A 26,139-nucleotide genomic window follows, 5' to 3' on the forward strand; every position below is an offset into this window, starting at 1 on the left:
AGGGAGTCGGTGATCACACATGCGGGGTCCGTGCAAGGGGGAGGCGTGCGACACGATTCGCGGCGCCGCCAGGCACCCGGTGCCGACGTGAGGAGGCAGTGGTGACGTCGACGTCCACCGGCGGCCGAGGTCCCTACTTGGTCGGCTACCTGCGCGACCAACTGGAGTCGCCGCTGACCCTGATCGGCGGCTTCTTTCGGATGTGTGTCCTGACCGGTAGGGCGTTGTTCCGTCGGCCATTCCAGTGGCAGGAATTCATCCTGCAGTGCTGGTTCATCATGCGTGTCGCGTTCCTGCCGACTGTCTTTGTCTCCATACCGCTGACTGTGTTGCTGATCTTCACCCTCAACGTGCTGCTGGCCCAGTTCGGTGCCGCGGACCTGTCCGGCGCCGGCGCGGCGATCGGCGCGGTCACCCAGCTCGGCCCGTTGACGACGGTGCTGGTCGTCGCCGGTGCCGGATCGACCGCAATCTGCGCCGACCTGGGCGCGCGCACCATCCGCGAGGAAATCGACGCGATGGAAGTGCTCGGCATCGACCCGATCCACCGGCTGGTGGTGCCCCGGGTGATCGCCGCAACCCTGGTCGCCACGCTGCTCAACGGCCTGGTCATCACCGTGGGATTGGTGGGCGGCTACCTGTTCGGGGTGTATCTGCAAAACGTGTCGGGCGGCGCTTACCTGGCCACGCTGACCACGATCACCGGCCTGCCCGAGGTCGTCATCGCGACCGTCAAGGCCGCGATCTTCGGCCTGATCGCCGGCCTGGTCGGCTGCTTCCGCGGCCTGACCGTGCGCGGCGGTTCCAAGGGCCTGGGCACCGCCGTCAACGAAACCGTGGTGCTCTGCGTCGTCGCGCTGTACGCGGTGAACGTCATTCTGACCACGATCGGCGTCCGATTCGGAACGGGACACTGAGATGACCAACGTCGCCGTACTGCGCGCCCGGTTCCCCCGGGCGGCCGAGAACCTCAACCGCTACGGCGGTGCCGCCGGCCGGGGGCTCGACGACATCGGCCGGATGGCCTGGTTCGGGATGGTCTGTATCGCGCACGTGCCGCACGCGATACGCAACTACCGCAAGGAAACGCTGCGGCTGATCGCCCAGATCGGCATGGGCACCGGGGCCATGGCCGTCGTCGGTGGCACCGTCGCCATCGTCGGCTTCGTCACGCTGTCCGGTAGCTCCCTGGTCGCCATCCAGGGATTCGCATCCCTGGGGAACATCGGCGTCGAGGCGTTCACCGGCTTCTTCGCCGCACTGATCAACGTGCGCATCGCCGCCCCCGTCGTCACCGGCATCGCGATGGCCGCCACCGTCGGCGCCGGCGCCACCGCCGAACTCGGCGCCATGCGGATCAGCGAAGAGATCGACGCCCTGGAAGTGATGGGCATCAAGTCGATCTCGTTCCTGGCGACCACGCGGTTCATGGCCGGACTGGTGGTGATCATCCCGATCTACGCGATGGCGATGATCATGTGCTTCCTGTCGCCGCAGATCACCACGACGGTGCTCTACGGGCAATCCAACGGCACCTACGACCACTACTTCCGGACGTTCCTTCGCCCCGATGACGTGTTCTGGTCGTTCCTGGAGGCCATCCTCATCACCGCGGTCGTGATGATCACGCACTGCTTCTACGGCTACAACGCCGGTGGCGGGCCCGTCGGCGTCGGCGAGGCCGTCGGTCGCTCGATGCGCTTCTCCCTGGTCTCGGTGCAGGTTGTCGTGTTATCCGCCGCGTTGGCGCTGTACGGCGTCAACCCCAACTTCGCCTTGACGGTGTAGCGCCCATGACCCGACCCGGAAAGATCAACGAAGCGCGGACCCCGCCCTACAAGTTGGCGGGTGTCGGGTTGTTGGTCATCGCCGCGGTCATTTTCGTCTTGGTCTACGGGCAGTTCCGTGGCGACTTCACCCCCAAAGTCAAGTTGACGATGCTGGCGTCACGGGCCGGGCTGGTGATGGACCCGGGCTCCAAGGTCACCTACAACGGGGTCGAGATCGGCCGGGTGGACACCATCTCCGAGATCGTCCGCGACGGTAAGCCGGCGGCCAAGTTCACCCTCGACGTCCATCCCCGGTACCTATCGCTGATCCCGGTCAACGTGACTGCCGACATCAAAGCCACCACGGTGTTCGGCGGCAAGTACGTGTCGCTGACGACGCCGCAGAACCCGTCGACGCAAAAGCTCAGCGCGCAGTCGGTGATCGACGCGAGGTCGGTGACGACGGAGATCAACACGTTGTTCCAGACCATCACCTCGATCGCGGAGAAGGTGGATCCGGTCAAGTTGAACCTGACGCTGAGCGCGGCCGCGCAATCGCTGGCCGGCCTGGGCGACAAGTTCGGGCAGTCGATCGTCAACGGAAACGCGGTCCTCGACGACGTCAACCCGCGGATGCCGCAGATCCGCCACGACATCCAGCAGTTGGCCGACCTCGGCGACACCTACGCCGACGCCTCGCCGGAACTGTTCGATTTCCTCAACAACGCGGTCGTCACCTCGCGCACGATCAACCAGCAGCAAAAGGACCTGGACCGGGCGCTGTTGTCGGCCGCCGGGTTCGGCAACACCGGCGCGGAGATTTTCGAGAAGGGCGGCCCGTACCTGGCGCGCGGCGCCGCCGACCTGCTGCCGTCGGCGCAGCTGCTGGACACCTACAGCCCGGCGATCTTCTGCACCCTGCGCAACTACCACGACATCGAGCCCAAGGCCGCCTCATTCCTCGCCGGCAACGGGTACTCGCTGAACGCCCACACCGAGGCGCTGTCCGGCCTCGGGCTGCTCGCCAACCCGGTCTCGGCGGTGGCCACGATCGCCAGCATGGTCGGAGGCCTGGCCGGAGTGGTCGGCGGCGCGCCGAACCCCTACATCTATCCCGAGAACCTGCCGCGGGTGAACGCCCGCGGTGGACCGGGCGGTGCGCCGGGTTGCTGGCAGCACATCACCCATGACCTCTGGCCCGCACCCGAGTTGGTGATGGACTCCGGCAACAGCATCGCGCCGTACAACCACCTCGACACCGGTTCGCCCTACGCGATCGAGTACGTCTGGGGCCGTCAGGTAGGGGATAACACGATCAACCCATGAAAATCACCGGTACGCTCGTCCGACTCAGCATCTTCTCGCTGGTGCTGCTGCTGTTCACTGTGATGATCATCGTGGTGTTCGGTCAGATGCGGTTTGACCGCACCAACGCGTACTCGGCGGAGTTCAGCAACATCAGCGGCCTGCGGCAGGGCCAGTTCGTCCGGGCCTCCGGGGTGGAGATCGGCAAGGTCGACTCGGTGCAACTGACCGACGGCGGCAAGCGGGTGCGGGTGAAGTTCAACGTCGACCGCTCGATTCCGCTCTATCAGTCGACAACGGCGCAGATCCGCTACCTCGACCTCATCGGCAACCGGTACCTGGAGCTCAAGCGGGGTGAGGGCGAGGGCGTCGACAGGGTCCTGCCGCCGGGTGGCTTCATCCCGCTGTCGCACACCGCGCCCGCGCTCGACCTCGACGCCCTGATCGGTGGTTTCAAACCGCTGTTTCGGGCGCTGGACCCGGAGAAGGTCAACACGATCGCGACCGCGCTCGTCACCGTGTTCCAGGGTCAGGGCGGCACGATCAACGACATTCTCGACAACACCGCACAGCTGACGACCCAGATCGGCGAGCGTGACCAAGCGATCGGCGAGGTGATCAAGAACCTGAACATCGTCCTGGACACGACGGTCCGGCACCGCCAGCAATTCGATCAGACCATCAACAACCTCGAAGTGCTGATCACCGGACTCAAGGACCACGGCGACCAATTGGCCGGCGGGACGGCGCACATCAGCAACGCCGCCGGCACCGTCGCCGATCTGCTGGGCGAGGATCGCGCGCTGCTGCACAAGACCATCAACTACCTGGATGGGATCCAGCAGCCGCTGATCGACCAGCAAGACCAACTGCAGGACTATTTCAAAAAGGTGCCCACCGCGCTGAACATGATCGGGCGCGCCATCGGGTCCTACGGGGACTTCGTGAACTTCTACGCCTGCGACATCACGTTGAAGTTCAATGGCCTGCAGGCTGGCGGCCCGGTCCGCACGGTCCGGCTCTTCCAGCAGCCGACGGGTAGGTGCACGCCGCAATGAGAACGCTGGAACCTCCGAACCGGCTTCGGATCGGCCTGATGGGCATCGTGGTCACGCTGCTGGTCATCGGCGTCGGGCAAAGCTTCACCAGTGTGCCGATCCTGTTCGCCAGGCCGGCCTACTACGGCCAGTTCACCGACTCCGGCGGGATCAACGCGGGCGACAAGGTCCGCATCGCCGGCATGGATGTCGGCAAGGTCGAGGCCCTCAATATCGACGGCGACCACATCGTGATCAAGTTCTCGATCGGTACCAACACGATCGGCACCGAGAGCCGGCTGGCGATCCGCACCGACACCATCCTCGGTAAGAAAGTCATGGAGATCGAGGCGCGGGGCGCCCAGCCGCTACGGCCCGGGGCCACGTTGCCGGTGGGCCAGAGCACGACTCCCTACCAGATCTATGACGCGTTCTTCGACGTCACGAAGGCCGCTTCCGGCTGGGACATCGACACGGTCAAAGAGTCATTGCATGTGCTGTCGCAGACCATCGATCAGACCTACCCCCATCTGAGCGCGGCGCTCGACGGTGTCGCCAAGTTCTCCGACACGGTCGGCAAACGCGACGCGGAAGTCAAGCATCTGCTTGCCCAGGCCAACCAGGTGGCCAGCGTCCTCGGCGATCGCAGCGAGCAGGTCGACCGACTGCTGGTCAACGCCAAGACGCTGCTGGCCGCGTTCAACGAACGCGGGCAGGCGATCAACGCGTTATTGGGCAACATCGCCGCTTTCTCGGAGCAGGTGAAGGGCCTGATCAACGACAACCCCAACCTGAACCACGTGCTGGAACAGTTGCGCACGATCAGCCAGATCCTGGTTGAGCGCAAAGACGACGTCGCCGCGGGACTGACCGAGGTCGGCCATTTCCTGCCGTCGTTGAATGAGGCCATCGCGTCGGGACCGTTCTTCAAGGTGGTCCTGCACAACCTGGCGCTGTACCAGATCATCCAGCCATGGGTCGACGCGGCGTTCAAGAAGCGCGGCATCGACCCGGAGAACTTCTGGCGCGGTGCCGGCCTGCCCGAATACCGGTGGCCCGACCCCAACGGCGCCCGGTTCCCCAACGGTGCGCCGCCGCCGGCGCCGCCGGTGCTGGAGGGCACCCCGGAGCACCCCGGACCGGCCATCCCACCCGGATCGCCGTGCTCGTACACGCCGGCCAACCCCGGCGGCAACATCACCGTCGGCGACGAGGGTCTGCCGCGGCCGTGGAATCCGCTGCCCTGTGCGGGTTCGAGCATCGGCCCGTTCGGCGGCCCGGGCTTCCCCGCTCCGGTCGACGTCTTGACGTCGCCACCGAACCCCGACGGTCTGCCGCCCACCCCGGGCATCCCGATCGCCGGGCGCCCGGGTGACCCGCCGCCGAACGTTCCGGGCACACCGGTGCCGCTGCCGACGCAGGCTCCGCCGGGTGCGCGCACCGAGAACCTCGCGCCGGCCGGCCCGGTGCCCCCGCCGTCGACCTTCGCTCCGGGCTTCCCGCCGGGTCCGCCGGCCCCGCCCGGACCGGGGAACCAACTGCCGGCGCCGTTCATCAACCCCGGCGGATCGGGTGGTAGCGGTGTCACGGGAGGTAGCCAGAATTGAGCACCATCTTTGACGTCCGCAACGTGCGGCTACCGAGGTTTTCCCGGACGACGGCAATCGTCGCGTCGCTGGTGGTGGTCGTGGCGCTGGTCGTCGGCTACGTCGGTTACCGGCTTTTCGAGAAACTGACGAACAACACCGTCGTCGCCTACTTCCCAGCGGCGAACGCCCTGTACAAGGGGGACAAGGTCCAGATCATGGGCCTGCGGGTCGGCTCGATCGACAGCATCGAGCCGGTCGGCGACAAGATGAAGGTGACGTTCCACTACGAGAACAGGTACAAGGTTCCCGCCAACGCCTCGGCGGTCATCCTCAACCCCACCCTGGTGGCGTCGCGCGCGATCCAGCTGGAGCCGCCTTACAAGGGCGGACCGGTGCTGGGCGACAACGCCGTGATTCCCGAAGAGCGCACCCAGGTTCCGGTGGAGTGGGACGAACTGCGCAACAGCATCACCAACATCATCTCGAAGCTGGGCCCGACCAAGGAGCAGCCGACTGGGCCGTTCGGTGAGGTCATCTCGTCGTTCGCCGACGGTCTGGCCGGCAAGAGCAAGCAGATCAACACCGCGCTCAACAGCCTGTCGTCGGCGTTGACGGCCCTGAACGAGGGCCGCGGCGACTTCTTCGCGGTGGTGCGCAGCCTGGCGCTGTTCGTCAACGCGCTGCACCAGGACGACGCGCAGTTTGTCGCGCTGAACCAGAACCTGGCTGATGTGACCGGCCGGCTCGCCCAGTCCGACGGCGACCTGTCCAACGCCCTGCAGCAGTTCGACAGCCTGTTGACCACCGTTCGGCCATGGCTGAACAAGAACCGCGAAGTGTTGGCCACCGACGTCAACAACCTGGCCACCGCGACGAACACGCTGCTGCAGCCCGAGCCGCTGAACGGGCTGGAGACCGCGCTGCACGTCCTGCCGACGGCCGCGGCCAACATCAACCAGATCTATCACCCGACGCACGGTTCGGTGGTCGCCATTCCGGCGATTACCAACTTCGCGAACCCGATGCAGTTCATCTGCAGCTCGATTCAGGCCGGCAGCCGGCTCGGCTACCAGGAATCCGCCGAACTGTGCGCGCAGTATCTGGCACCCGTCTTGGACGCGATCAAGTTCAACTACCTGCCGTTCGGTTTGAACCTGTTCAGCACCGCCGAGACGTTGCCCAAAGAAGTCGCGTACTCCGAAGATAGGCTGCACCCGCCCAACGGCTACAAGGACACGACCGTTCCCGGGATCTGGGTTCCGGATACACCGACGTCGCACCGCAACACACAGCAAGGCTGGATCGTGGCGCCGGGCATGCAGGGCCAGCAAGTCGGGCCGATCACCTCGGGTCTGATGACTCCCGACTCGCTCGCCGAACTGATGGGCGGCCCGAACATCGAACCGGTCCAGTCGAACCTGCAGACCCCGCCGGGGCCGCCGAACGCCTACGACGAGAACCCGATCCTGCCGCCCATCGGGTTACGGGCTCCGACGCCGATCCAGCCGCCGGCGCCGGGTCCGAACGTGCTGCCGGGTCCCGTCGCGCCGACACCGGCGCCGGTGGGCGCGCCGGCGCCCAATGCCGGCGGTCCGCCGGTGCCCGCTGACTTCGGGGGTGGACAGTGAGGCGCACGCCGAACCGACCGGCGCAGTCCGCGTTGCGCGCGGCGCGCGCGCTGATCCGCCACCGGGCCTGGCAGGGGCTGGTGTTGCTGGTGATCGCCCTGGTGCTGAGCTCGTGTGGCTGGCGGGGCATCTCCAACGTGGCGATTCCGGGCGGCCCGGGCGACGGGCCGGGGTCCTACACCATCTATGTGCAGGTGCCGGACACGCTGGCGATCAACGGCAACAGCAAGGTGATGGTTGCCGACGTCTTTGTCGGTTCGATCAAGGCCATCAACCTCAAGAACTGGGTGGCTACCCTGACGCTCGGCGTGAAGAGCACTGTCAAGCTGCCGAAGAACGCGATCGCCAGGATCGGCCAGACTTCGCTGCTGGGTTCTCAGCACGTGGAGCTGGCCGCGCCGCCCAACCCGTCGCCGGAGCTGCTGAAGAATGGCGACACCATCCAGCTGAAGAATGCGACCTCGTATCCCACCACCGAACAGACGCTGGCCAGCCTGTCGCTGATCCTGCGCGGTGGCGGAATCCCGAACCTGGAAGTGCTGCAGAACGAGGTCTACGACATCTTTCACGGGCGAGGGGAGCAGATCCGGTCCTTCCTCGGCAAGCTGGACACCTTTACCACCCAGCTCAACCAGCAGCGTGACGACATCACCCACGCGATCGACTCCACCAACCGGCTACTGGTCTACGTCGGCGGTCGGGCGGATGTCCTCGATCGAGTGTTGACCGACCTCCCGCCGCTGATCAAGCATTTCGCCGACACCAGAAACCTGCTGATCAACGCCGTCGACTCGGTCGGTCGGCTCAGCCAGGCCGCCGACCAGTACCTGTCGGAGGCCCGCGGACCGCTGCACAGCGACCTGCAGGCGCTGCAATGCCCGCTCAAGGAACTGGGTCGCTCCTCCCCGTATCTGATCGGCGCGCTGAAGCTGATCCTGACCCAGCCGTTCGACATCGACACCGTCCCGAAGATGTTCCGCGGTGACTACGTGAACATCTCGCTGACGCTCGACGTGACCTACAGCTCGGTCGACAACGCGTTCCTCACCGGAACCGGATTGTCGGGAGCGTTGCGGGCACTCGAGCAATCCTTCGGCCGCGACCCGGAGACGATGATCCCCGACGTCCGCTACACGCCGAACCCGAATGACGCGCCCGGCGGCCCGCTGGTGGAAAGGGGGGACAGGAATTGCTGACTCCGTTCATCAGACGCCAGCTGTGGCTGTTCCTTGTCCTGACGGTCGTCTCGCTGTTGGTGCTCGGCGTCTACTACCTGCAGGTTCCCAGCCTGATGGGGATCGGCCGATACTCGCTCAAGGCCGATTTGCCGGCATCGGGTGGGCTGTACCCGACGGCCAACGTGACTTACCGCGGAATCACGATCGGCAAGGTGACCGACGTCGAGCCGACCGAGCATGGTGCCCAAGCGACGATGAGCATCGACAGCCAGTACAAAATCCCGGTCGACACGGTCGCGAACGTGCACTCCGTGTCGGCGGTCGGTGAGCAGTACCTGGACCTGGTCTCGACGGGGAAACCCGGGAAGTATTTCGCCGAAGGACAAACCATCACCAAGGGCACGGTGCCGGCCGAGATCGGACCCGCGCTCGACACCGCTAACCGCGGGCTTGAGGCGTTGCCCAAGGACAAGATCAGCAAGCTGCTCGACGAGACGGCGGAGTCCGTCGGCGGCCTGGGACCCGCGCTGCAGCGCCTGGTCGATTCCACGCAGGCGATCGTCGGCGATTTCCGGACCAACATCACGAACGTCAACGACATCATCCAGAACTCCGGACCGGTCCTGGACAGCCAAGTGAAGTCCCGTGACGCGATCGAGCGCTGGGCGCGCAACCTGAACACGCTGTCCGCGCAGGCCGCGCAGCGCGACAGCAACGTGAAAAGCATTCTGTCGCAAGCAGCGCCGACCGCCGATCAGGTCAGCGAGGTTTTCAGCGATGTGCGCGAGTCGCTGCCGCAGACGCTGGCGAATCTCGAGGTCGTGTTCGACCTACTCAAGCGGTACCACACCGGGGTGGAGCAGGTGCTGGTGTTCCTGCCGCAGGGTGCCTCGATCGCGCAGACGGTGGCCGCGCCGTTCCCCAACCAGGCCGCGCTCGACCTGGCGCTGTCGATCAACCAGCCGCCGCCGTGCCTGACCGGCTTCATTCCGGCTCCGGAGTGGCGGTCTCCAGCCGACACCAGCCTGCAGCCGCTGCCGTCGGGCACCTACTGCAAGATTCCGATGGACACGCCGGCCAACAGCGTGCGCGGATCGCGCAACATCCCATGTACCGACGTCGCCGGTAAGCGAGCGGCCACACCGCGGGAGTGCCGGGACCCCAGGCCGTACGTTCCGGCCGGGACGAACCCCTGGTTCGGCGACCCGAACCAGATCCTGACCTGCCCGGCGCCGAGCGCGAGATGCGATCAGTCGGTGCGCCCGGGCATGGTGATTCCGGCGCCGTCGATCAACAACGGTCTGAACCCGGCACCTTCGGACCGGGTCGCGGGCACGCCGCCGCCGACCAGTGACCCCTTGACACGGCCCGGCTCCGGTACCGTGCAGTGCAACGGACAGCAGCCCAACCCGTGTGTCTACACTCCTGGCGGACCTCCCTCGGCGGTATACAGTCCCCAGAGCGGTGAACTGGTAGGTCCCGACGGGGTCAAATACTCCGTCGAAAATTCGACCAAAACAGGAGACGACGGATGGAAGGAGATGCTGGCGCCAGCCGGCTGAACCCACCACCGATGTCGATGCTTAGTCGTCTGCGTCGGAGACGGCCGAAGATTCATGAGGAATCGGACGACGTCACCGACGAGACCAACCCGGAGGTGACGGCCGAGGATTCGTCAGAATCCGCGGTCGGAGCCGACCGGATCAGCACCGAGGTGACGGCCGAGGATTCGTCAGAATCCGCGGTCGGAGCCGACCGGATCAGCACCGAGGTGACGGCCGAGGATTCGTCAGTATCCGAAGCCGAGCCCGAGCCCGAGTCCGCCCCGGAAGCCGAAGCTCCGGAACCGCCGGAGGACCCGCCCACTGCCGAAGCCGCCGAGCAGTCGGAGGTCGACGGCGATCACGACGAAGCCGACGGCGCGGCCGAGGATCCGGTAGCCGAGGCCGACGGCTCTGGGCGCCCCCCATCGGCGCTGGGCCGCGCTTGGCTGGCCGGTATCGCCGCGGCCCTCGTCCTGCTGGCCGGTGCCGTCGGCACCGGCGGCTACCTGGCGCTGCGGTACCACCACCAGAGCCAAGCAATCGCGCGCAACAACGACGCGGCGCTCAAGGCGGCGATCGACTGTGTCTCGGCAACGCAGGCGCCCGACACCAGCGCGATGATCGCCAGCGAGCAGAAGATCGTCGAGTGCGGCACGGGTGGCTTCCGTGAACAGGCGTTGGTGTACACCGGAATGCTCGTGCAGGCCTACCAGTCCGCGAACATCCACGTTCAGGTCGCCGATGTACGGGCCGCGGTCGAGCGCAACAACAAAGATGGCTCGATCGACGTGCTGGTGGCGATGCGCGTCAAGGTGGCCGCCGACCAATCGCAGAACGAGACCGGCTATCGGCTGCGGGTGAAGATGGCGCTCGACGACGGCCAGTACCGCATCGCCAAGCTCGACCAGGTGACGAAGTGACGCTGGTGGTCGAGGACACTGCGACCACGGCCACCCGAGTGCCATCGCAGAATGCCTTGGCGCCCTGGCACATTCGCGCGTCCGCATTCGCGGTCGACGTCCTGCCCGCGGGCGCCGTGGCTACGACGATGGCGTTGGTGTCGTTCACGGTACCGGCGCGCGGTGCGTGGTGGTGGCTGAGCATCTGCGTCCTCGGGATCGCCATTCTGGCGATCTTGGTCAACCGATTGCTGCTACCGACCATCCTCGGCCGGAGCCTGGGACGCGCGCTGTTCGGAATCGCGGTGGTACGCCGCGACGGTGAGTTCATCGGCTCCTGGGGCCTGCTGCTGCGGGACCTGGCTCACCTGCTCGACACCGTATCGGTGGTGGGATGGCTATGGCCGCTGTGGGATTCGCGGCGCCGCACCTTCGCGGACATGCTGCTGCGCACCGAAGTTCGGGGCTCGGAAACGCCGCGGCCCGAGATCCGCCGCTGGACGGCCATCACGCTGCTCACCGCGACCGGGCTGTGCCTGGCGGGCGCCGTCGTGAGCTACGGGGTGGTGTACTCGCGTGATCAGGCGACCGATCAAACGCGGGCCCAGATCGCGATCCAGGGACCCAAGATCGTCGCGCAGATGCTGACGTACGACCCGAAGACGCTGCACGACGATTTCGCACGTGCCCAGTCGCTGGCGACCGCCAACTACCGAGGCCAGCTCAAGGCGCAGCAGGACATCGTCGAAAAGGGAAACCCGGTCATCAACGAGTACTGGGTAACCGACAGCTCGATCGAATCGGCGTCGCCGGATCGGGCGACGATGCTGTTGTTCATGCAGGGACGGCGCGGTGCGGCGCCCGAGGAGCGCTACATCACCGCAACCGTCCGGGTGAACTTCGTCAAGGACGGCAACGGTCATTGGCTGGTTGACAACCTCGCCGTACTGACCAAACCGAAACCGCCGGGGAACGGAAAATGAGCCCCCGCCGCAAGTTCGAGCCGGGCGAGGGCGCGCTGCTCGTCACGACGGATTCGGTGACTCAGCGCCGGCCGTGGGGGTTACCCGTTGCCAGTGCGGTTGCCGCGGTGCTGATGGCGGCGGCGATCACGGTCTGCACCCTGATGCTGGTCTCTCATCAATCCCGGGAGCACGCCGAGTCGAAAAACCGCGAGGTGCTCAACTACGTGACGGGTTTCATGACGCAGTTCACCTCCCTTGACCCCTATCACGCCAACGACTATGTCATGCGGGTAATGGACCAGGCGACAGGCGATTTCGCCAAGCAGTATCACGACAAAGCCAACGAGATCCTGCTGCAGGTCGCCCGGGCGGAGCCTGCGACCGGAACCATCCTGGGCGCGGCGGTGGAACGGTGGAACGACGATGGCAGCGTCACCGTGATAGTGGCGACCGAAGTCACGTCCAAGTCGCCGGATCAAAAGCAGGTATTCGAGAACACCAATCGTTGGACGGCAACTGCTACGCGGGAAGGGAACCAGTGGAAGATAAGCAGCCTGCTGCGGGTGATCTGACCGCCGCCGCGGCCTCCAGCGACACCGCTGCGGACGACGAAAATACCGACACAACAACAGAAGTCGACGCAGACGCCACTGATGCGACCGATGCCGACGCGACGGATCAGCCCGGCGGCGACGCGCAAGCGCAGGACGCGGAGACCGACGATTCCGCCGTGGCGACCGAAGAGGGCGCCCGCCCGCGACGCAAACTGCTGGCCGGAAAGTGGATGGGCATCGTCGTGGTGGTGGCCGCCTTGCTGTTCGTCGGCTCCGCGGCATTCGCGGGCGCAACCGTCCAGCCCTACCTGGCCGACCGTGCCGCGGCGGCGACCAAGCTCAATGTGGCACGCACCGCGGCGAACGCGATCACGACGCTGTGGACTTACACACCGGAGAACATGGACGGCCTCGCCGACCGCGCGTCGGCCTACCTCAGCGGTGACTTCGAGGCCCAGTACCGCAAATTCGTCGACGCCATCGTGGCGCCGAACAAGCAAGCCAAAATCAGCAACAGGACCCAGGTCACCGGTGCGGCGGTCGAATCGCTGGACGGTCCGAACGCGGTCGTCATCGTCTACACCAACACGACCTCCACCAGCCCGCTGACCAAAGACATCCCGGCTCTGAAGTACCTGTCCTATCGGCTGTTCATGAAGCGCGCCAACGGGCATTGGCTGGTGACCAGGATGACGACCGTGACCTCGCTGGATCTGACGCCGCACCCGTAACCCCGCCGAACCGGGGCCGCCGAAATATACTCCGAGCCGTGGATTTCAAGGCGTCGCCGGTATCCGAGCGATCGACCGTCGCGGCCCTGTTGCTGCTGACCTTTGCCACCGGCCTGGCCGACTCGATCAGTATCTTGGTCCTCGGCCACGTATTCGTCGCCAACATGACCGGCAACGTGGTCTTCTTCGGCTTCTGGCTGGCCCCGCGCACCAGCATCGACCTGACCGCGGTGGCGGTGGCGCTGCCCACCTTCGTCACCACCACCATCCTCAGCGGCCGGTTGTCACGCCGTCTCGATGAGAGCCCTCGGCAGTGGATCACCACGGTGCTGACCACGGAAATCGTGCTACTGGTGACGTTGTCGATCCTGGCCGGTACGGGGGTGCTGCACTATCACGACAACACCAAATTGATCATTATCGGCATGCTCGCGGTGACGTTCGGTCTGCAGCACTCGAGCGCGCGCCAGTTCGGAATCCAAGAACTGTCCACCACGGTATTGACGTCGACGATCGTCAGTCTCGGTTGGGACAGCCGCCTGTCCGGTGGCACGGGCGCTCGCGAAAAGCTGCGTCTCACTGTCGTTTTGACGATGTGCGCCGGCGCCTTTGTGGGTGCGACGTTGTCACGGTTCGTCGTCGCCCCGGTATTCACCCTCATCGGGGCCCTGGTGGCACTCAGCCTGATGATCTTCCGGTTCGGGCCTGCCGCTACGGGTCCCGCGGTCGCGGCAACGGCGGAGCCGGATGACGGTTAGTTGAAAGCCAGCCAGCTGGGCAGTGCGCGCTCGTGGGAGTCGCAGAGCACCTGGCGGGTGTCGCAGGATCCACGCGGTGAACCCGCACCGGCCCACATCCCGCCGGTGTCCCGGCGCAGCACGATCGCTGACGAGCTGCCGCCATCGAGCAGGATCGCGGTATCGCTACCCAGGCCGCGGAACAGGTCCTGCATATTGTCCGGTGTGTAGCTGCCGCCCTCGAAGACGTACATTTCGTCGCGCTGTTTGACGTAGGCCAGGGCCGTTCGCGCCGCGCTGGGGCCGCCGTCGTGCAGCTGCTGGGTGTTGCCGGGGCCCAGCAGTCCGATCCCAGAGACCGCGACGAACTTCTGGTTCTTGTTGAGCAAGTCCTCCACCACCGGCGTGGCGGCGTCGTAGTCGTTCTTGGTTCGCGGCCACACCACATACGGCGCCCCGCCCGTCGGCAGGATCATCGTCGTCAGCGATGACCAGCTTTCACCGCCGCCCGAAAGCCCTTGCTTGCCGGGGTAGGCCAAGGTGCCGGTGACCGCCTGGTTGGCGCGGCCCTGTCCGTTGGTGTTGTCCATGAACGCGCCGAGCGGCGAGCTGCAGCCGGTCTGACGCCACGAACCGGCCTTCTGTCCGCGCACGTCGAAGAAGTTGGCGTTGATCGCGATGGTCGGTTGCCCCATCCGCTGCCACGCGTGCAGCGGCGTATAGAGCTCGGAGGCCTGCATCAACCCCTCGCTGGTGCGGGCCCCGGGGTTGCTCTCGCAGCGCGCTTGGTCACCTCGGTGCGTGTCGACCAGCAGGTGCGGCGCCAGGCGTGTCGACGCGTTCTTGATGATCATCAGGTGGCCGCCGTTGTTCATCTCGTACCAGCGCCCGCCGGCGTCGAGCAGCGGGGTGGGGTGGCCGGGACCGAAGTTGTAGACCAGATACGAGCCCTGGGTGGCGCCGATCGCGCTGGCCAGGAGTTCGCGGGCGTCGGCGGCGTGCGCGACGGGCGGCCCGGCCGTGGCCGTCAACAGGACGCAGCCGACCATGGCGGTGAGGCTGGCCGCCAGTCGGCGCAACCTGGCGCGTCGTGGCGGCACGGCAGCCCTTTCGGCCCTGATGTGGATGCAACATACACAGCATCAGTCACATTAGCCACACTGTCAACTTAAATAACAAACGTGTGACACTAAGGCCGCACCCGAATTACGTTTGCTTGCTTACGCTTTCGGGATCCGCCGCGCTGGGCTCCGCGCCGGCGAGGTCCGCTTCGGTGGCTGCGCCGGAACTTTCGTGCTTACCGCCCGTGCGCGCTTTGTGTTGCGATTGGTGCACCTCGGCGATCGCCACCCCGATGGCCCCGGGGATCCGGTGGAATCCGCTGCGGTCGTAGATGCGCGTGACGATGCCACCGACCAACAGGCCGATCACCAGGCCGATCGAAGTCATCAACAACGCCTGAGACAGACCCGCCGCCCCGGCGCCGTTGAGATACACCAGCGACCGCACACCCAGGAATACTTGATGCATCGGCTCGAATTCGGCCAGCCAGCGGAAGAACGGTGGCACCGCCTCCAGCGGGACGGTCGCGCCCGCAGAGGGCAACCCGAGAATCACGAAAACCAGCATGCTGAAAAGCAAGCCCATCGAACCCAGCACCGCGATCAGCGAACTCGACGTCACCCCCACCGCGACGATCGCGAAGACGCCGTACGCCCACAACTGCCAACCGCGCGTGATCGGCATGCCGAGTCCATGGGCGATGGCGATATAGACCCCGGATGTCAGCAGCGCCAGCACCACCATGATTCCCCACTTCACCAACAGGGTGCGGAAGCGGGAGATGTTGGCCTGCTCGGCAAACCGATACACCGGACCCCATTCGGCCGGTACATAGCCGAGTAGCGAGTCCACCAGGGTGGACACGACGATGCTGCCGGTGAAGCCGGCCAGCAGCAACAACAACGCGTAATAGAACGCCGACAGCCCGTTGCCGGTGCCGTTGGGCAGCGGGTTGTACACGGCCGACTTGACCTCGATCGGGCTGGCCAGACCCGACTGCGACGCGCCGGTCAACGGCGCCCCGCCGGTCTGTTGCGCGACCTCCGACGAAAGATACTGTCCCACTTTGGTATTAGCGACAGCCATGGCTTGGCTGAGCGTCTGACCGGCGATACCGGCACCCAATGTGCCGGCCCGCGGATTGGTGAAGATCGTGACCGAGGGCCGCTCGGCCTTGGTGGGCGTGACGGCGCTGGCGCCGAACTCGCGCAAGTTCGACGAGAACGTCGGCGGAATCACCAACTCGCCGTACGCCTGCGCCCGGTCCAGCAGCAGCTTGGCCTCGTCGTGGGACACCACCCGGACGTCGAACTTGTTCTTGTCCAGCGCGGAGACCAGGCCGTCGACAATTTTCGGGCCCGCGGTTCCGGCGTCCTCGTTCACCACGGCGATCGGGAAATGGCGCAAGTTGGTGGTCGGATTCAAGATGCCGCCGAGATACAGCGCGCACAGGGCCGACATGAGGGCGAGTGTGGCGCCGATGGGCAGCGCCCAGAACTGCACTGTTCTCAGTGCTTTTGCGTTACGCTTCGGGTTCGGCACCGCGTGTCGCGGTTGGGCTTTCGACATCCCGGCTCCTGTCTGTCATGCCCACTCTATTGGTCTAGCCGCCCAGCTTTGCGTGCATCTCCCAGATCAGCAGGTCCGTCGGCTCGCTCGCCGTCAGCCGCGGGCCACCGGCGCCGGTATAGCGGGCCGCATCGCCGGCGGCGAGTTCGCCGGCCCCGTCCAGGGCGAGCCGGCCGCGTGGCAGGTAGACGTGCAGGTAGGGGGCGGTCGGCGCGGTGACGGTGTCGCCGGGTTGCAGTCGTGCGCCGTGCAGTGCCGCATTGCGACTGTGCAGCGAGATCGCGGCATCGTGGCCGGGCATGCCCGAGGCGATGGTCACAAGTTCGGCACCGATGTGGCCGACCTCATGCTGTTGGTAGCCGGGGGTGATGCCCGTTTCGTCGGGAATCACCCACATCTGAACGAAATGCACTGGCTGCGTTGATGAATCGTTCTTCTCTGAATGGAGGATGCCGCTGCCTGCCGACATGCGTTGCGCCAGGCCCGGATAGATCACACCGTGATTGCCGGCGGAATCCTGGTGTGTCAATTCGCCTTCCAGCACCCACGTCACGATCTCCATGTCGCGGTGCGGGTGTGTCTCGAATCCGTGCCCGGGTGCGACGATGTCGTCGTTGTTCACCACCAGCAACCCGTGGTGGGTGTTATCCGGCTCGTAGTGGTCACCGAACGAGAACGAATGTCGGGATTTCAGCCACGGCGTCGTGGTGACAGCCCGGTCAGCCGCGCGCCGTATCTCGGAGTTGGCAGCCATGGCCTCAGCGTAATCACATCGCGGCGGCCACCCCGGCGCCGAGCAGCCCCTGCACGTGCTCGAGCGCGGTGTCGAGTGCCGACAGGGTCAATTCCGCCGATCCTCCCAGATGGATCTCGATTTGATATTCCGGCTGGCCGTTCTGCGCGAAGATCGGCAGGACCACGAATTCCGTTGATGCCAAGTCTGTTTCCAGTGAGTCGGTGATCGATTGCAGGGTCACCATTGTCATCAGGGTGGTGAGTTGGCGGGTGACCTGCGCGGTCGGCTCCAGCGAAGCGAGCACCCCCGCCAGGCGGTTGTGCAGCGATTGGTGGGTGTCGTCGAAGCGCCAGGCGCCGTAGCCGCGGGCGCGGATATCGGCGAGTACCCGTTGATGCTGCACGATTTCGGTGCGGGTCAGCCGCGGCATCACCCGTTGCAGCCAGGCCGCGACGTTATCGTCGTCCCGCCAGGCCATCGCGACCAAGCCGAACGGCGGATCGATCGGGAATCGCTGACCGACGGCGTGCTCGCCGTCGGTGCCGTGTCCGACCGCGTCGACCGTGGTCAGGTGCCGGTTGCCGATCTTCGACATCGAGCAGCCCCCGCCGAGAGTGTCGTGCAGGAAGGTCAGCGCATCGCGCCCGCGGTCCAGCAGCGGGAACTGCGTCCGCAGCCCGTGCACCAGTCCGAACAATCCGCTGCCCAGGCAAAAACGGCGATCCCCACGCCGCGTCACCCAGGACCGGCGTTCCAGCTCGGCCAGCACCAGTGCGCAGGTCGAGGTGCTGATCCCGCAGGTCTTCGCCAACTCGGCCGAGGTTCGCCCGCTCGGCGAATCCGCCAGTGTGGCAAGCACGTCCATCACCCGCGCAGTCGGCGGCGACTTGCCGGTTGACGTACCCATGCCCAGCTCCCTAGCATCCGTCCAAAATGTAAGAATAATCGTCCTAATATTAGGAGATAGCCGTGCTGAAGGTGGGAGTCTGGGGGCCGGGTTCGATGGGCGTCATCGCCCTGCGAGGCGTGATCGACCACCCCGAGCTGCAACTGACCGATCTCGTCGTGCACAGCGACGCCAAAGCCGGTCGCGACGCCGGAGAGCTGTGCGGCATCGCGGCGGTCGGCGTGCTGGCCACCCGGGACCCGGCGCCGATGCTGGCCGGCGACGCCGACGTGGTGGTGTATGCCGCCGGTGCCAACCTGCGGCCGCTGGAGGCCGTGGCGGACATGGTGTCGATCCTGCGGGCCGGTAAGAACGTGGTGTCGTGTTCGGTCGTGCCGCTGGTCTTTCCCGAGGCCGTCGACGCGGCGTTCACCGATCCGCTGCGCCAAGCCGCGCTGGACGGCGGGGTGTCGTTCTTCACCACCGGCATCGACTCCGGATTCGCCAACGACGTTCTGCCCCTGGTGCTTACGGGCGTATCGCGGGTCATCGAATCGGTGCGGGTGACCGAGATGTTCAACTACGCCACCTACCCGGACCAGGCCGCGGTGTACGAGATCCTCGGATTCGGCAAGCCCCCGGAGTTCACCGCGTTCGCGGCGACACCCGGGATATTCACCTTCGGCTGGGGCCCGGTGCTGCACCAGCTCGCCGCCGGCCTGGGCGTCAAGATCGACGACATCCAGGAGAGCAACGAACGCATTCCCACCACCGAATCGTTCGACACGCCCACCGGCCACATCGCGGCCGGGACCATCGCGGCGATGCGCTCCACCCTGACCGGTTACGTCGGGGGCAAGCCGACTTTCGTCGTCGACCACGTGACACGCATGCGTGACGACATCGCCCCGGACTGGCCCCAGCCGCACATCAGCCTTGCGCCCAAGGACCTGGGCTTCGGACTGGCGTCGGGTCGCGGTGTGTATCGCGTCGAGATCGACGGCTCGCCGAGCATGCGGTGCGAATTCGAGATGGCCGAGGACCACGACCACGATCTGGGTGCGCGTATCGCGGGCTCGTCGCGCATGGTCAACGCGATTCCCGCGGTGTGTGCGGCCGCGCCCGGACTGCTGTCCGCGCTCGACCTGCCGCTGATTACCGGGGCCGGCCTGGTCCGCCCGGTGGACGGCCCTTCGCCGGATAGCCGCCTTTTTCAGTTCTGACGGCACGCCGCCAGGCTCGGCGAAGCCGGCACGGCCGTCGGCGTGGGGCAATGCTGCGCCACTCGGCGCTTACCGGCTGACCGGCTGTTCAGCCAGCAAGCCAGGCCGCCGACCAGCAGGCCGATCGCGACACCGACGTCCGGGCGCTGCCCCAGCGCCAGCCAGCACAGCACCGCGGCCACCGCCGGAATGACGGCGAAGAGCATCGCCACCGCCGCCGCACCGTGAATGCTGATGGCGCGCAGGTAAAGACTGACCGCCAGCGTCGCGTTGAGCAGCACCATCGCGGTGACGGCGAAGGCGGCTTTGACGGCGTCGTGCACAGCGAAGGGCGTCAGCATCGCGAGCGCTGCCGCAGGAATGAGCGCGACGGCGTTCTGCACCGCGCCCATCGCGCGGAAGTCGACGCCCACGCAGTACCGCTGCTGGTACACACCGCCGGCCGAAAGGCCGAGCAGGCCCAGGACAAGCAGCACGATGACCGGGTCGATGCCGTGCGCGCCCATCAACCGCCTGGCACACGCGGCCAGCACCGCGACGACGCCGAGAACCAGAGCGGTAAGCCGCTGCAGGCCGATCGGCTCGCGCAGGAACATCGCGGCGAGGATCGCCGTGGCGACCGGATTCATCGCGATCACCACGGCGCAGAGCACCGCGGGCGCCCCGAGCAGCAGCGCCTCGTAGACGCAGCAGAACTGCACGGCCTGGATGAACAGTCCGGCCACGATGACGTGACCGAACTGCGCCCCGCGTGGCCAGGCCGACCTGGCCACCAGGGCCAGGGCGGTCAGAATGATTGCCGCGGAGGCGAATCGGAGTACCAACACGGCCATGGGGGACATCGAGGCGACGGCGAAGGCCCCGATGGGAAAACCGATCGCGTACGTCAGCGTCACCGTCGAGGCGGTGGTCCATGGCATGCGTGGCAAGTCCATACCGCCCATGGTCGCCGAGACCGACCCGCGCCGTCCAACGATTATTGACGATCACAATCGATCACGATCGCTTATCGGTCAGGCGGAAAGCAGAGGAAAGTCTGGGTGAGAAGGCGAATCGATTGATCATTAATGCTGATCGATCTAACCTGTTGTCATGGGTCAGGTCCTCGATATCGCACCGCTGCGCAGCCTGGTAGCGGTCGCCGACTGCGGCGGGTTTCACCGGGCGGCGGCCGCGCTGCATCTGAGCCAGTCCGCGGTCAGTCAGCATCTGCGCAAAGTGGAGAGTGTGGTCGGCGAGCCGGTTGTGGAACGCTCCGGGCGGGGCGTCCTGTTCACCGAAATCGGTCAGAGGGTGCTGCGGCATGCCCGCACCATCCTGGCGGCGCACGACACGGCACTCGAAGACCTGGGCGCCACCGAGCCCAAGCTGCTGACGATCGGTGCCACCGAGCACGGCGCCGACGTGATGCTGCCCGCCCTGACCAGCGTGCTGCGCGAGCGGCTTCCGGATCGGCGGCCGCGCTTCCGGCTTGACCGCAACGTGTCCCTGGCGGACGCGATCGATCGGGGGCTGGTGGACCTGGCAATCATGCTCGACGGGTCGGGGCTGGATCGCGTTAATTCATCGGGAGTCGTTGGGCTGAAATGGATTTCGGCACGGTCCTTCGCCGCTCGCCGAGGGGAGCCGCTGCCGTTGGTGACCTATGCCGAGCCGTGCACCTTGCGCGAGCCGGCCTTCTCCATCCTCGAGAAAGCCGGCATCGATTACGAGATCGCCGCCGAATGTGGCGATCTGTCCGGGCTTTACGCGGCGGTGCGCTCAGGTCTCGGGTTTGCGTTGCTGCCGATGATCGGCAAGCTGCCCGACGGTCTGTGTCCCGCCGAGGGGCTGCCGCCCCCCAGCTGCGCCACGGTGCTTGTTCGCGGTCGCGCCGGCATCGATCCGGAGCTGCTAAGTGCCGTTGACGCCGCGGTGCGCGACGTGCTGGGCGCCGAAAGCTGAACTCGGGCCGCTGTAGGTAGCGGCGGCCAGCTCGAGGATCTCGGCACGGTCGGCGGCCAGGATGAACCCGGAGTTTATTGCCGTGTCGAGTGCGGTGGTAAAGCGTTCCAGGTACTCCGTCACCCCGCCGGGGTAGAGCCGGCGCACGGTTGCGTCGTCGAAGGGTTCGCCCGAGCCGAAGAGCGCGGCCATGATGCTCTCGACAGTGTCCACTGCGCCGCCGTAACCAGACGTGCGGGCGATCGGCACGTCCACCCACGGAGTCCGAATGCCGCCCTGGGCGAGACCGTTGCTATCCAGAACCGGTTGCGGCTCTTCTGTTTCCCCCGCCCCGCGCACCTCGATGGGTGGTGCGGTCGGGGCGGGCTCGCCGGTTCGTACCCACGTGTTCAGGGCCGCGATGGCCGCCTGCACGACGTAGTGATGTTGCGGCGCGAAGTTGATGAAGTGGCCGAGCTGCTGGCCCATCAGCATGTTGGTGGGTGCGTAGGCGGCGACAATGTCTTGCAGCGGCGCGGAGCCGGTGTCGATCGGCGCGACCTGGATCGTGTAGTTGTCGGCGTGTGCGGCGCCGGGAATCTCCCAGACCCGCAGCCGCTCGTTGTCCGGCTGCCGCGCGAAATAGTAGCCGTGCCGCACGGCGCCCAGCAAGTCGGTTTCGGTGATGATCGTGACGAGCGGGGCGCGCAGGTCGGGACGGAAATTGACCGCTGCCGGTGTGCCGTTCTGCAATTCGTCGAAGATGGACCCGCCGTCCAGCGGTGCGGCAGAAGCGAATCGGGAATGCACCAGAAAGCCGTCGTAAACTCCGGCGAGCGGATCGACCGCGTTGACGTAGGTGGTGAGAAACATTGCAGATTGCGATTCGCCCACGGCGACAACGTGTTTCGCATCGAGCCCACTCAGCACGTCGCCGATCCTGACGAGCGCGCCCGTCTGGGAATAGATGTCGTAGCAGAACGCATCGCCTGGGTGGTGCAAGGCGCCGTACCGGGCCGGATCCTGGCTTTTCAGCGACATGTCGACGCCGAGCATGCTGGCGCCGCCGTCCACCCCGACCTGCTGGGCCGATACCGCGACGTAGGCGTAGCCCGCCCGAACGATTTCGCGATGCGCCATCATCCACACCGCCGGAGCATCGATGCCGCCGCTCACGTTGAGCCACTCGACCAGGACCGTCCCGTTGAACCGGGCGCTGTCGGCCGGCGTCAGCACCACGATTCGCGTCGCGTAGTCCTGCTCGCCGGCCGGTGTCACCTGCCAGGCGCCGTCCGGCCCCAGCTTCGCTGCCGGGGCGTAGGACAAGGCCGTGCCGGAGATGAAGAACTCCTCGGCGATGTAGCCCAGGTCACCGATCTCAAAGCCGCCCAACAGCAGAGCGGGTTTTCCGGGCGCAGGCGTAACGACCGGCAACTCCGTCATGAGCGACACCTTCTTGGCTCGGGCCCCGTCATAGGGAACGGGGCAGCCCGAATTTCGTGAACAACGCGTCGTCGGAGAATGCAACCACATGCGACACCCCGTCGGTGCGCACATCCAGCACATGCAGCTGAAACGGCACGTGCTGCCGGCCGGCTCGCATGTACATCGCGGCGGCGGGCTGGCCGTTGGCGACCAGCGGGATCATCCGCATGTCGCCCGGCAATTCGGCCGGACACTGCTGGTGAATCAGGGTGATGATCGCCTGCGCGCCTTGGTACCAACCGGTGTACGGCGGCATTTCCCAAACCGCCTCGGCGGTGAACAGTTCGACCAGCCGGTCGATGTCGTAGGACTCGAACGCCGCGATGTAGCGGGCCAGCAGGTCCTGCGCCTCGGTCGAATCCGGCGGCGCCAGGTGATCGCTCGAGCTGGGCTGGATGGTTTCCAGCTGGGAGCGGGCCCGCTGCAGCAGGCTGTTGACGGCGGTCGTGGTGGTACCGACCGCGTCGGCCACTTCGGCCGCCTTCCACTGCAGCACGTCGCGCAGCAGCAGCACCGCCCGCTGCCGGGGTGAGAGATGCTGCAGCGCAGCGACAAATGCCAACCGCACCGATTCGCGGGAGCCCACGATGACCGACGGGTCGGCCGGATCCTGCGTCAGGTCGGGCAGCGGTTCGAGCCAGGGCACCTCGCGGCGTTCCACCAGCTCGGCAGTCGGATCCGCGCTGGGGCCGCCGAGCCCGATGGGCAACGGCCGTCGCTGCCGCCCCTCCAGCGCGGTCAGGCAGGTGTTGGTGGCGATGCGGTGCAGCCAGGTTCGCATCGATGACTTGCCTTCGAACCGGTCGTAGGCCTTCCAGGCCCGCAGCAGCGTCTCCTGCACCAGGTCCTCGGCGTCGTGCAAGGATCCGGTCATCCGATAGCAGTGCGCCAGCAATTCGCGACGATAGGGCTCGGCATGGGCTGAGAAATCGCCGTGGCCCCCGCCCACGGCGGGGAGTTCTGCGTCGCCGGAGTTCTCCGCGAGCACGCTCACCCGAATGAGCCTACGCAGAGCCTCGGACCATAGCGCCGCAGGAGCCATTACGCTGCCCCTAATGACTAGGACGCTCCGTGACCCGCACTGAACGGAATTTCGACGGCCTGGGCGGCGTGCGCATCGTGTACGACGTCTGGACGCCGGATATCCCGCCGCGAGCCGTGGTGGTGCTGTCGCACGGTCTCGGCGAGTATGCCCGCCGCTATGACCACGTCGCCCAGCGCTTCGCCGAGTCGGGGCTGGTCACCTACGCGCTGGACCATCGCGGCCACGGCCGCTCCGGCGGCAAGCGCATGCTGGTGCGCGACGTCTCCGAGTACACCGCCGACTTCGACACCCTGGTCGGTATCGCCACGCGGGAGCACCCCGGCCTCAAGTGCATCGTGCTCGGGCACAGCATGGGCGGCGGAATCGTCTTCGCCTACGGCGTCGAGCGTCCGGACAACTACGACCTGATGGTGCTGTCCGGGCCGTTGGTCGCCGCTCAGGATTCGGTTCCGGCGGTGGTGGCCTTCGCCGCCAAAGTTCTCGGCGCCGTGCTGCCCGGGGTGCCGGTACAGGAGCTCGACGTCGACGCCATCTCCCGTGATCCCGCGGTGGTCGCGGCCTACAAGGCCGACCCGCTCGTCTACCACGGCAAGGTCCCGTTCGGGGTCGGGCGGGCGATGCTGGAGGTCGGCGAGACGATGCCGGGGCGGGCACCGGCCCTGACCGCGCCGCTGCTGGTGGTGCACGGCGAAAAGGACCGGCTGGTGCCGGTCGCGGGTAGTCGCCGGCTGGTGGAATGTGTGGGATCGACCGACGTAACGCTGAAGGTCTACCCAGGGCTTTACCACGAGGTCTTCAACGAGCCCGAGCGCGATCAGGTGCTCGACGATGTCGTCTCGTGGATCACCGCCCGGCTCTAGGCGCTGCCGCCAGATGTCAGGGCACTCCCGTATTTTGGCGCTATGACCCGCGCCGGCGACGATGCAGTGGGGGCATGTCCCGCTTGCCGGGGTGGACGCAGCGATGAAGAGGAGCGGCGCTATGGCTGATGACAAGATGTTGGCGCGCATCGCCGCGCTGCTGCGTCAGGCCGAAGGCACCGACAACACGCATGAGGCGGACGCCTTCATGACCGCCGCGCAGCGGTTGGCGACGGCGGCGTCCATCGACTTGGCGGTCGCCCGGTCCCATGCGTCCCACCGCTCGGCGGCCCAAGCGCCGATCCAGCGGACCGTCACGATCGGGACGGCGGGCACCAAGGGGTTGCGGACATACGTACAGCTCTTTGTGCTGATCGCATTGGCCAACGACGTGCGCTGCGACGTGGCGTCGAATTCGACGTTCGTTTACGCCTACGGATTCGCCGAGGACATCGACGCCAGCCACGCGCTGTACGCGAGTCTGGTCGTTCAGATGGTGCGGGCATCGGATGCCTACCTCGCCTCGGGCGCGCACCGGCCCACCCCGACGATCACTGCCCGGCTCAACTTCCAGCTGGCGTTCGGTGCCCGGGTCGGTCAGCGGCTGAGCGAGGCGCGTGAGGAGACCCGGCGCGAGGCGACCAAGGACCGCAGCCGCCGGCCCGGTACCGCTATCGCGCTGCGGGACAAGGATGTCGAGCTGCATGACCATTACCGCAGGGCGTCCAGGGCGCGCGGCACGTGGCAGGCCAGCCGAGCGACGGCGGGGTATTCGTCGGCGGCGCGGCGTGCGGGTGACCGGGCCGGCAAGCGGGCGCGGCTCGGCAACAGTCCCGAGCTGCCCGGAGCGCGGAGCGCGCTGGGGACGTGACCGCGGGGGATGCGCCGAAGCGGGATTCCCAACGCTCCAAGGTGTATGCGGCCGAGGAGTTCGTCCGTACGCTGTTCGACCGCGCCGCTGAGCACGGCTCTTCGGTGGTGGAGTTTTTCGGCACACAGTTGACGCTTCCGCCGGAAGCGCGATTCGGCTCCGTGGCGGCGGCGCAGCGCTATGTTGACCAGGTGCTTGCGCTACCGGCGGTGCGGGAACGCTGGTCCGAAGTGTCGCCGTCGAGGGTGCGGCCACGGCGGGCCGCAACCGCGGCGCACTACGAAAACTATGACGGCGCAGGCGTTATCGCGGTTCCGGATCGTGACACCGCCGACTGGGCGCTGCGCGAGCTGGTGCTGCTGCACGAGGTGGCGCATCACCTGTGCCAGGCACAGCCCCCGCACGGCCCGGAGTTCGTCGACACTATCTGCACATTGGCGGAGCTGGTGATGGGACCGGAGCTGGGGCACGTGTTGCGGGTGGTCTACGCCAAAGAGGGTGTGCGGTGGACGGATTAGGGGACCCGGACGTCCGGGCGCGCGA

The 26,139-nt window shown here is 66.5% G+C and carries 24 protein-coding genes and 2 pseudogenes; 19 read left to right on the top strand and 7 right to left on the bottom strand.

The annotated features are described in order from the left end of the window. Window positions 1-98: 98 nt before the first annotated feature. The 13 genes from OK015_RS03580 to OK015_RS03640 all read left to right on the top strand — a co-directional run bounded on the left by OK015_RS03580 (window position 99) and on the right by OK015_RS03640 (window position 13,957). Entirely contained in the window at window positions 99-917 is an 819-nt protein-coding gene (locus OK015_RS03580) for an MlaE family ABC transporter permease (protein ID WP_442791194.1), read from the top strand. 1 nt (window position 918) lies between these two features. Next, on the top strand, window positions 919-1,788 hold the full coding sequence (locus tag OK015_RS03585) for an MlaE family ABC transporter permease (RefSeq protein WP_268129318.1): 870 nt from the start codon (window positions 919-921) through the stop codon (window positions 1,786-1,788). 5 nt (window positions 1,789-1,793) lie between these two features. Beyond that, the gene (locus tag OK015_RS03590; RefSeq protein WP_268129320.1) at window positions 1,794-3,095 is read left to right on the top strand and encodes an MCE family protein; all 1,302 of its coding nucleotides are present in this window, start codon (window positions 1,794-1,796) and stop codon (window positions 3,093-3,095) included. Next, window positions 3,092-4,132: a virulence factor Mce family protein gene (locus tag OK015_RS03595; RefSeq protein ID WP_268129322.1), complete on the top strand. Its 1,041-nt coding sequence runs from the start codon at window positions 3,092-3,094 to the stop codon at window positions 4,130-4,132. The genes OK015_RS03590 and OK015_RS03595 overlap by 4 nt, the downstream gene beginning before the upstream one ends. Next, window positions 4,129-5,718 (top strand): virulence factor Mce family protein, encoded by a 1,590-nt coding sequence (locus OK015_RS03600; RefSeq protein WP_268129323.1) that lies wholly within the window; start codon window positions 4,129-4,131, stop codon window positions 5,716-5,718. Before OK015_RS03595 ends, OK015_RS03600 begins: the two co-directional genes overlap by 4 nt. Next, complete coding sequence (locus OK015_RS03605) at window positions 5,715-7,328, top strand: MCE family protein (RefSeq protein ID WP_268129324.1); 1,614 nt, start codon at window positions 5,715-5,717, stop codon at window positions 7,326-7,328. Before OK015_RS03600 ends, OK015_RS03605 begins: the two co-directional genes overlap by 4 nt. A gap of 32 nt (window positions 7,329-7,360) precedes the next feature. Beyond that, a complete protein-coding gene (locus OK015_RS03610; RefSeq protein ID WP_268132411.1) occupies window positions 7,361-8,524 on the top strand; it encodes a virulence factor Mce family protein in 1,164 nt (387 codons plus the stop codon). Then, the gene (locus tag OK015_RS03615) at window positions 8,518-10,068 is read left to right on the top strand and encodes an MCE family protein (protein WP_268129326.1); all 1,551 of its coding nucleotides are present in this window, start codon (window positions 8,518-8,520) and stop codon (window positions 10,066-10,068) included. The genes OK015_RS03610 and OK015_RS03615 overlap by 7 nt, the downstream gene beginning before the upstream one ends. A gap of 152 nt (window positions 10,069-10,220) precedes the next feature. Further along, window positions 10,221-10,970 (top strand): Mce protein, encoded by a 750-nt coding sequence (locus OK015_RS03620; protein WP_442791261.1) that lies wholly within the window; start codon window positions 10,221-10,223, stop codon window positions 10,968-10,970. Beyond that, entirely contained in the window at window positions 10,967-11,932 is a 966-nt protein-coding gene (locus OK015_RS03625) for an RDD family protein (protein WP_268129328.1), read from the top strand. Before OK015_RS03620 ends, OK015_RS03625 begins: the two co-directional genes overlap by 4 nt. Then, complete coding sequence (locus OK015_RS03630; protein WP_268129330.1) at window positions 11,929-12,486, top strand: mammalian cell entry protein; 558 nt, start codon at window positions 11,929-11,931, stop codon at window positions 12,484-12,486. Before OK015_RS03625 ends, OK015_RS03630 begins: the two co-directional genes overlap by 4 nt. Next, window positions 12,453-13,199, top strand: a complete 747-nt coding sequence (locus OK015_RS03635) for a mammalian cell entry protein (RefSeq protein ID WP_442791195.1) — start codon at window positions 12,453-12,455, stop codon at window positions 13,197-13,199. Before OK015_RS03630 ends, OK015_RS03635 begins: the two co-directional genes overlap by 34 nt. Before the next feature lie 38 nt (window positions 13,200-13,237). Then, window positions 13,238-13,957 carry a YoaK family protein gene (locus OK015_RS03640; RefSeq protein ID WP_268129331.1) on the top strand — a complete coding sequence of 240 codons (720 nt, stop codon included), beginning with the start codon at window positions 13,238-13,240 and terminating at the stop codon, window positions 13,955-13,957. On the opposite strand, the gene OK015_RS03645 is transcribed toward OK015_RS03640, so the two are convergent. The 4 genes from OK015_RS03645 to OK015_RS03660 all read right to left on the bottom strand — a co-directional run bounded on the left by OK015_RS03645 (window position 13,954) and on the right by OK015_RS03660 (window position 18,210). Continuing rightward, a complete protein-coding gene (locus tag OK015_RS03645) occupies window positions 13,954-15,063 on the bottom strand; it encodes a phosphodiester glycosidase family protein (protein WP_268132414.1) in 1,110 nt (369 codons plus the stop codon). The two genes, OK015_RS03640 and OK015_RS03645, sit on opposite strands and share 4 nt — an antisense overlap. A gap of 79 nt (window positions 15,064-15,142) precedes the next feature. Continuing rightward, entirely contained in the window at window positions 15,143-16,567 is a 1,425-nt protein-coding gene (locus tag OK015_RS03650; protein ID WP_268129333.1) for a YhgE/Pip domain-containing protein, read from the bottom strand. Between the two features lie 34 nt (window positions 16,568-16,601). Then, the gene (locus OK015_RS03655; protein ID WP_268129335.1) at window positions 16,602-17,321 is read right to left on the bottom strand and encodes a pirin family protein; all 720 of its coding nucleotides are present in this window, start codon (window positions 17,319-17,321) and stop codon (window positions 16,602-16,604) included. A 13-nt stretch (window positions 17,322-17,334) separates the two neighbouring features. Continuing rightward, on the bottom strand, window positions 17,335-18,210 hold the full coding sequence (locus OK015_RS03660) for a MarR family transcriptional regulator (protein ID WP_268129336.1): 876 nt from the start codon (window positions 18,208-18,210) through the stop codon (window positions 17,335-17,337). A gap of 62 nt (window positions 18,211-18,272) precedes the next feature. Between OK015_RS03660 and OK015_RS03665 the strand changes: the two genes are divergently transcribed. Next, window positions 18,273-19,412: an NAD(P)H-dependent amine dehydrogenase family protein gene (locus OK015_RS03665; protein ID WP_268129338.1), complete on the top strand. Its 1,140-nt coding sequence runs from the start codon at window positions 18,273-18,275 to the stop codon at window positions 19,410-19,412. On the opposite strand, the gene OK015_RS03670 is transcribed toward OK015_RS03665, so the two are convergent. Beyond that, entirely contained in the window at window positions 19,403-20,332 is a 930-nt protein-coding gene (locus tag OK015_RS03670) for a DMT family transporter (RefSeq protein ID WP_268132415.1), read from the bottom strand. The genes OK015_RS03665 and OK015_RS03670 overlap by 10 nt on opposite strands. A gap of 172 nt (window positions 20,333-20,504) precedes the next feature. Here OK015_RS03670 and OK015_RS03675 point away from each other — a divergent pair, with 172 nt between their 5' ends. Next, the gene (locus tag OK015_RS03675) at window positions 20,505-21,356 is read left to right on the top strand and encodes a LysR family transcriptional regulator (protein WP_268129340.1); all 852 of its coding nucleotides are present in this window, start codon (window positions 20,505-20,507) and stop codon (window positions 21,354-21,356) included. On the opposite strand, the gene OK015_RS03680 is transcribed toward OK015_RS03675, so the two are convergent. After that, window positions 21,306-22,778, bottom strand: coding sequence for an alpha/beta hydrolase domain-containing protein (locus tag OK015_RS03680; protein WP_268129342.1), 1,473 nt, complete (start codon window positions 22,776-22,778; stop codon window positions 21,306-21,308). The two genes, OK015_RS03675 and OK015_RS03680, sit on opposite strands and share 51 nt — an antisense overlap. 28 nt (window positions 22,779-22,806) lie before the next feature. Continuing rightward, window positions 22,807-23,938: pseudogene (locus OK015_RS03685) on the bottom strand (sigma-70 family RNA polymerase sigma factor). Here OK015_RS03685 and OK015_RS03690 point away from each other — a divergent pair. The 4 genes and pseudogenes from OK015_RS03690 (at window position 23,922) to OK015_RS03700 (ending at window position 26,114) form a co-directional block, all read left to right on the top strand. Continuing rightward, a complete protein-coding gene (locus tag OK015_RS03690) occupies window positions 23,922-24,725 on the top strand; it encodes an alpha/beta hydrolase (RefSeq protein ID WP_268132417.1) in 804 nt (267 codons plus the stop codon). The pseudogene OK015_RS03685 and the gene OK015_RS03690 overlap by 17 nt on opposite strands. 48 nt (window positions 24,726-24,773) lie before the next feature. Then, window positions 24,774-24,854 (top strand): annotated as a pseudogene (locus OK015_RS29195) (hypothetical protein); the annotation flags it as partial. Then, window positions 24,847-25,596: a DUF2786 domain-containing protein gene (locus OK015_RS03695; protein WP_268129344.1), complete on the top strand. Its 750-nt coding sequence runs from the start codon at window positions 24,847-24,849 to the stop codon at window positions 25,594-25,596. The pseudogene OK015_RS29195 and the gene OK015_RS03695, both read left to right, overlap by 8 nt. Beyond that, entirely contained in the window at window positions 25,593-26,114 is a 522-nt protein-coding gene (locus OK015_RS03700; RefSeq protein WP_268129346.1) for a TIGR04338 family metallohydrolase, read from the top strand. Before OK015_RS03695 ends, OK015_RS03700 begins: the two co-directional genes overlap by 4 nt. The last annotated feature ends 25 nt before the right edge of the window (window positions 26,115-26,139 follow it).

The sequence above is a fragment of the Mycobacterium sp. Aquia_216 genome (assembly GCF_026723865.1).
GTDB lineage: Bacteria > Actinomycetota > Actinomycetes > Mycobacteriales > Mycobacteriaceae > Mycobacterium.

Coding starts and splice junctions, on each gene's coding strand:
- OK015_RS03655 (WP_268129335.1), bottom strand. CDS start 17,321: ATGGCTGCCAACTCCGAGATACGGCGCGCGGCTGACCGGGCTGTCACC.
- OK015_RS03595 (WP_268129322.1), top strand. CDS start 3,092: ATGAAAATCACCGGTACGCTCGTCCGACTCAGCATCTTCTCGCTGGTG.
- OK015_RS03590 (WP_268129320.1), top strand. CDS start 1,794: ATGACCCGACCCGGAAAGATCAACGAAGCGCGGACCCCGCCCTACAAG.
- OK015_RS03670 (WP_268132415.1), bottom strand. CDS start 20,332: ATGCCATGGACCACCGCCTCGACGGTGACGCTGACGTACGCGATCGGT.
- OK015_RS03660 (WP_268129336.1), bottom strand. CDS start 18,210: ATGGGTACGTCAACCGGCAAGTCGCCGCCGACTGCGCGGGTGATGGAC.
- OK015_RS03585 (WP_268129318.1), top strand. CDS start 919: ATGACCAACGTCGCCGTACTGCGCGCCCGGTTCCCCCGGGCGGCCGAG.
- OK015_RS03600 (WP_268129323.1), top strand. CDS start 4,129: ATGAGAACGCTGGAACCTCCGAACCGGCTTCGGATCGGCCTGATGGGC.
- OK015_RS03630 (WP_268129330.1), top strand. CDS start 11,929: ATGAGCCCCCGCCGCAAGTTCGAGCCGGGCGAGGGCGCGCTGCTCGTC.
- OK015_RS03680 (WP_268129342.1), bottom strand. CDS start 22,778: ATGACGGAGTTGCCGGTCGTTACGCCTGCGCCCGGAAAACCCGCTCTG.
- OK015_RS03675 (WP_268129340.1), top strand. CDS start 20,505: ATGGGTCAGGTCCTCGATATCGCACCGCTGCGCAGCCTGGTAGCGGTC.
- OK015_RS03650 (WP_268129333.1), bottom strand. CDS start 16,567: ATGTCGAAAGCCCAACCGCGACACGCGGTGCCGAACCCGAAGCGTAAC.
- OK015_RS03695 (WP_268129344.1), top strand. CDS start 24,847: ATGGCTGATGACAAGATGTTGGCGCGCATCGCCGCGCTGCTGCGTCAG.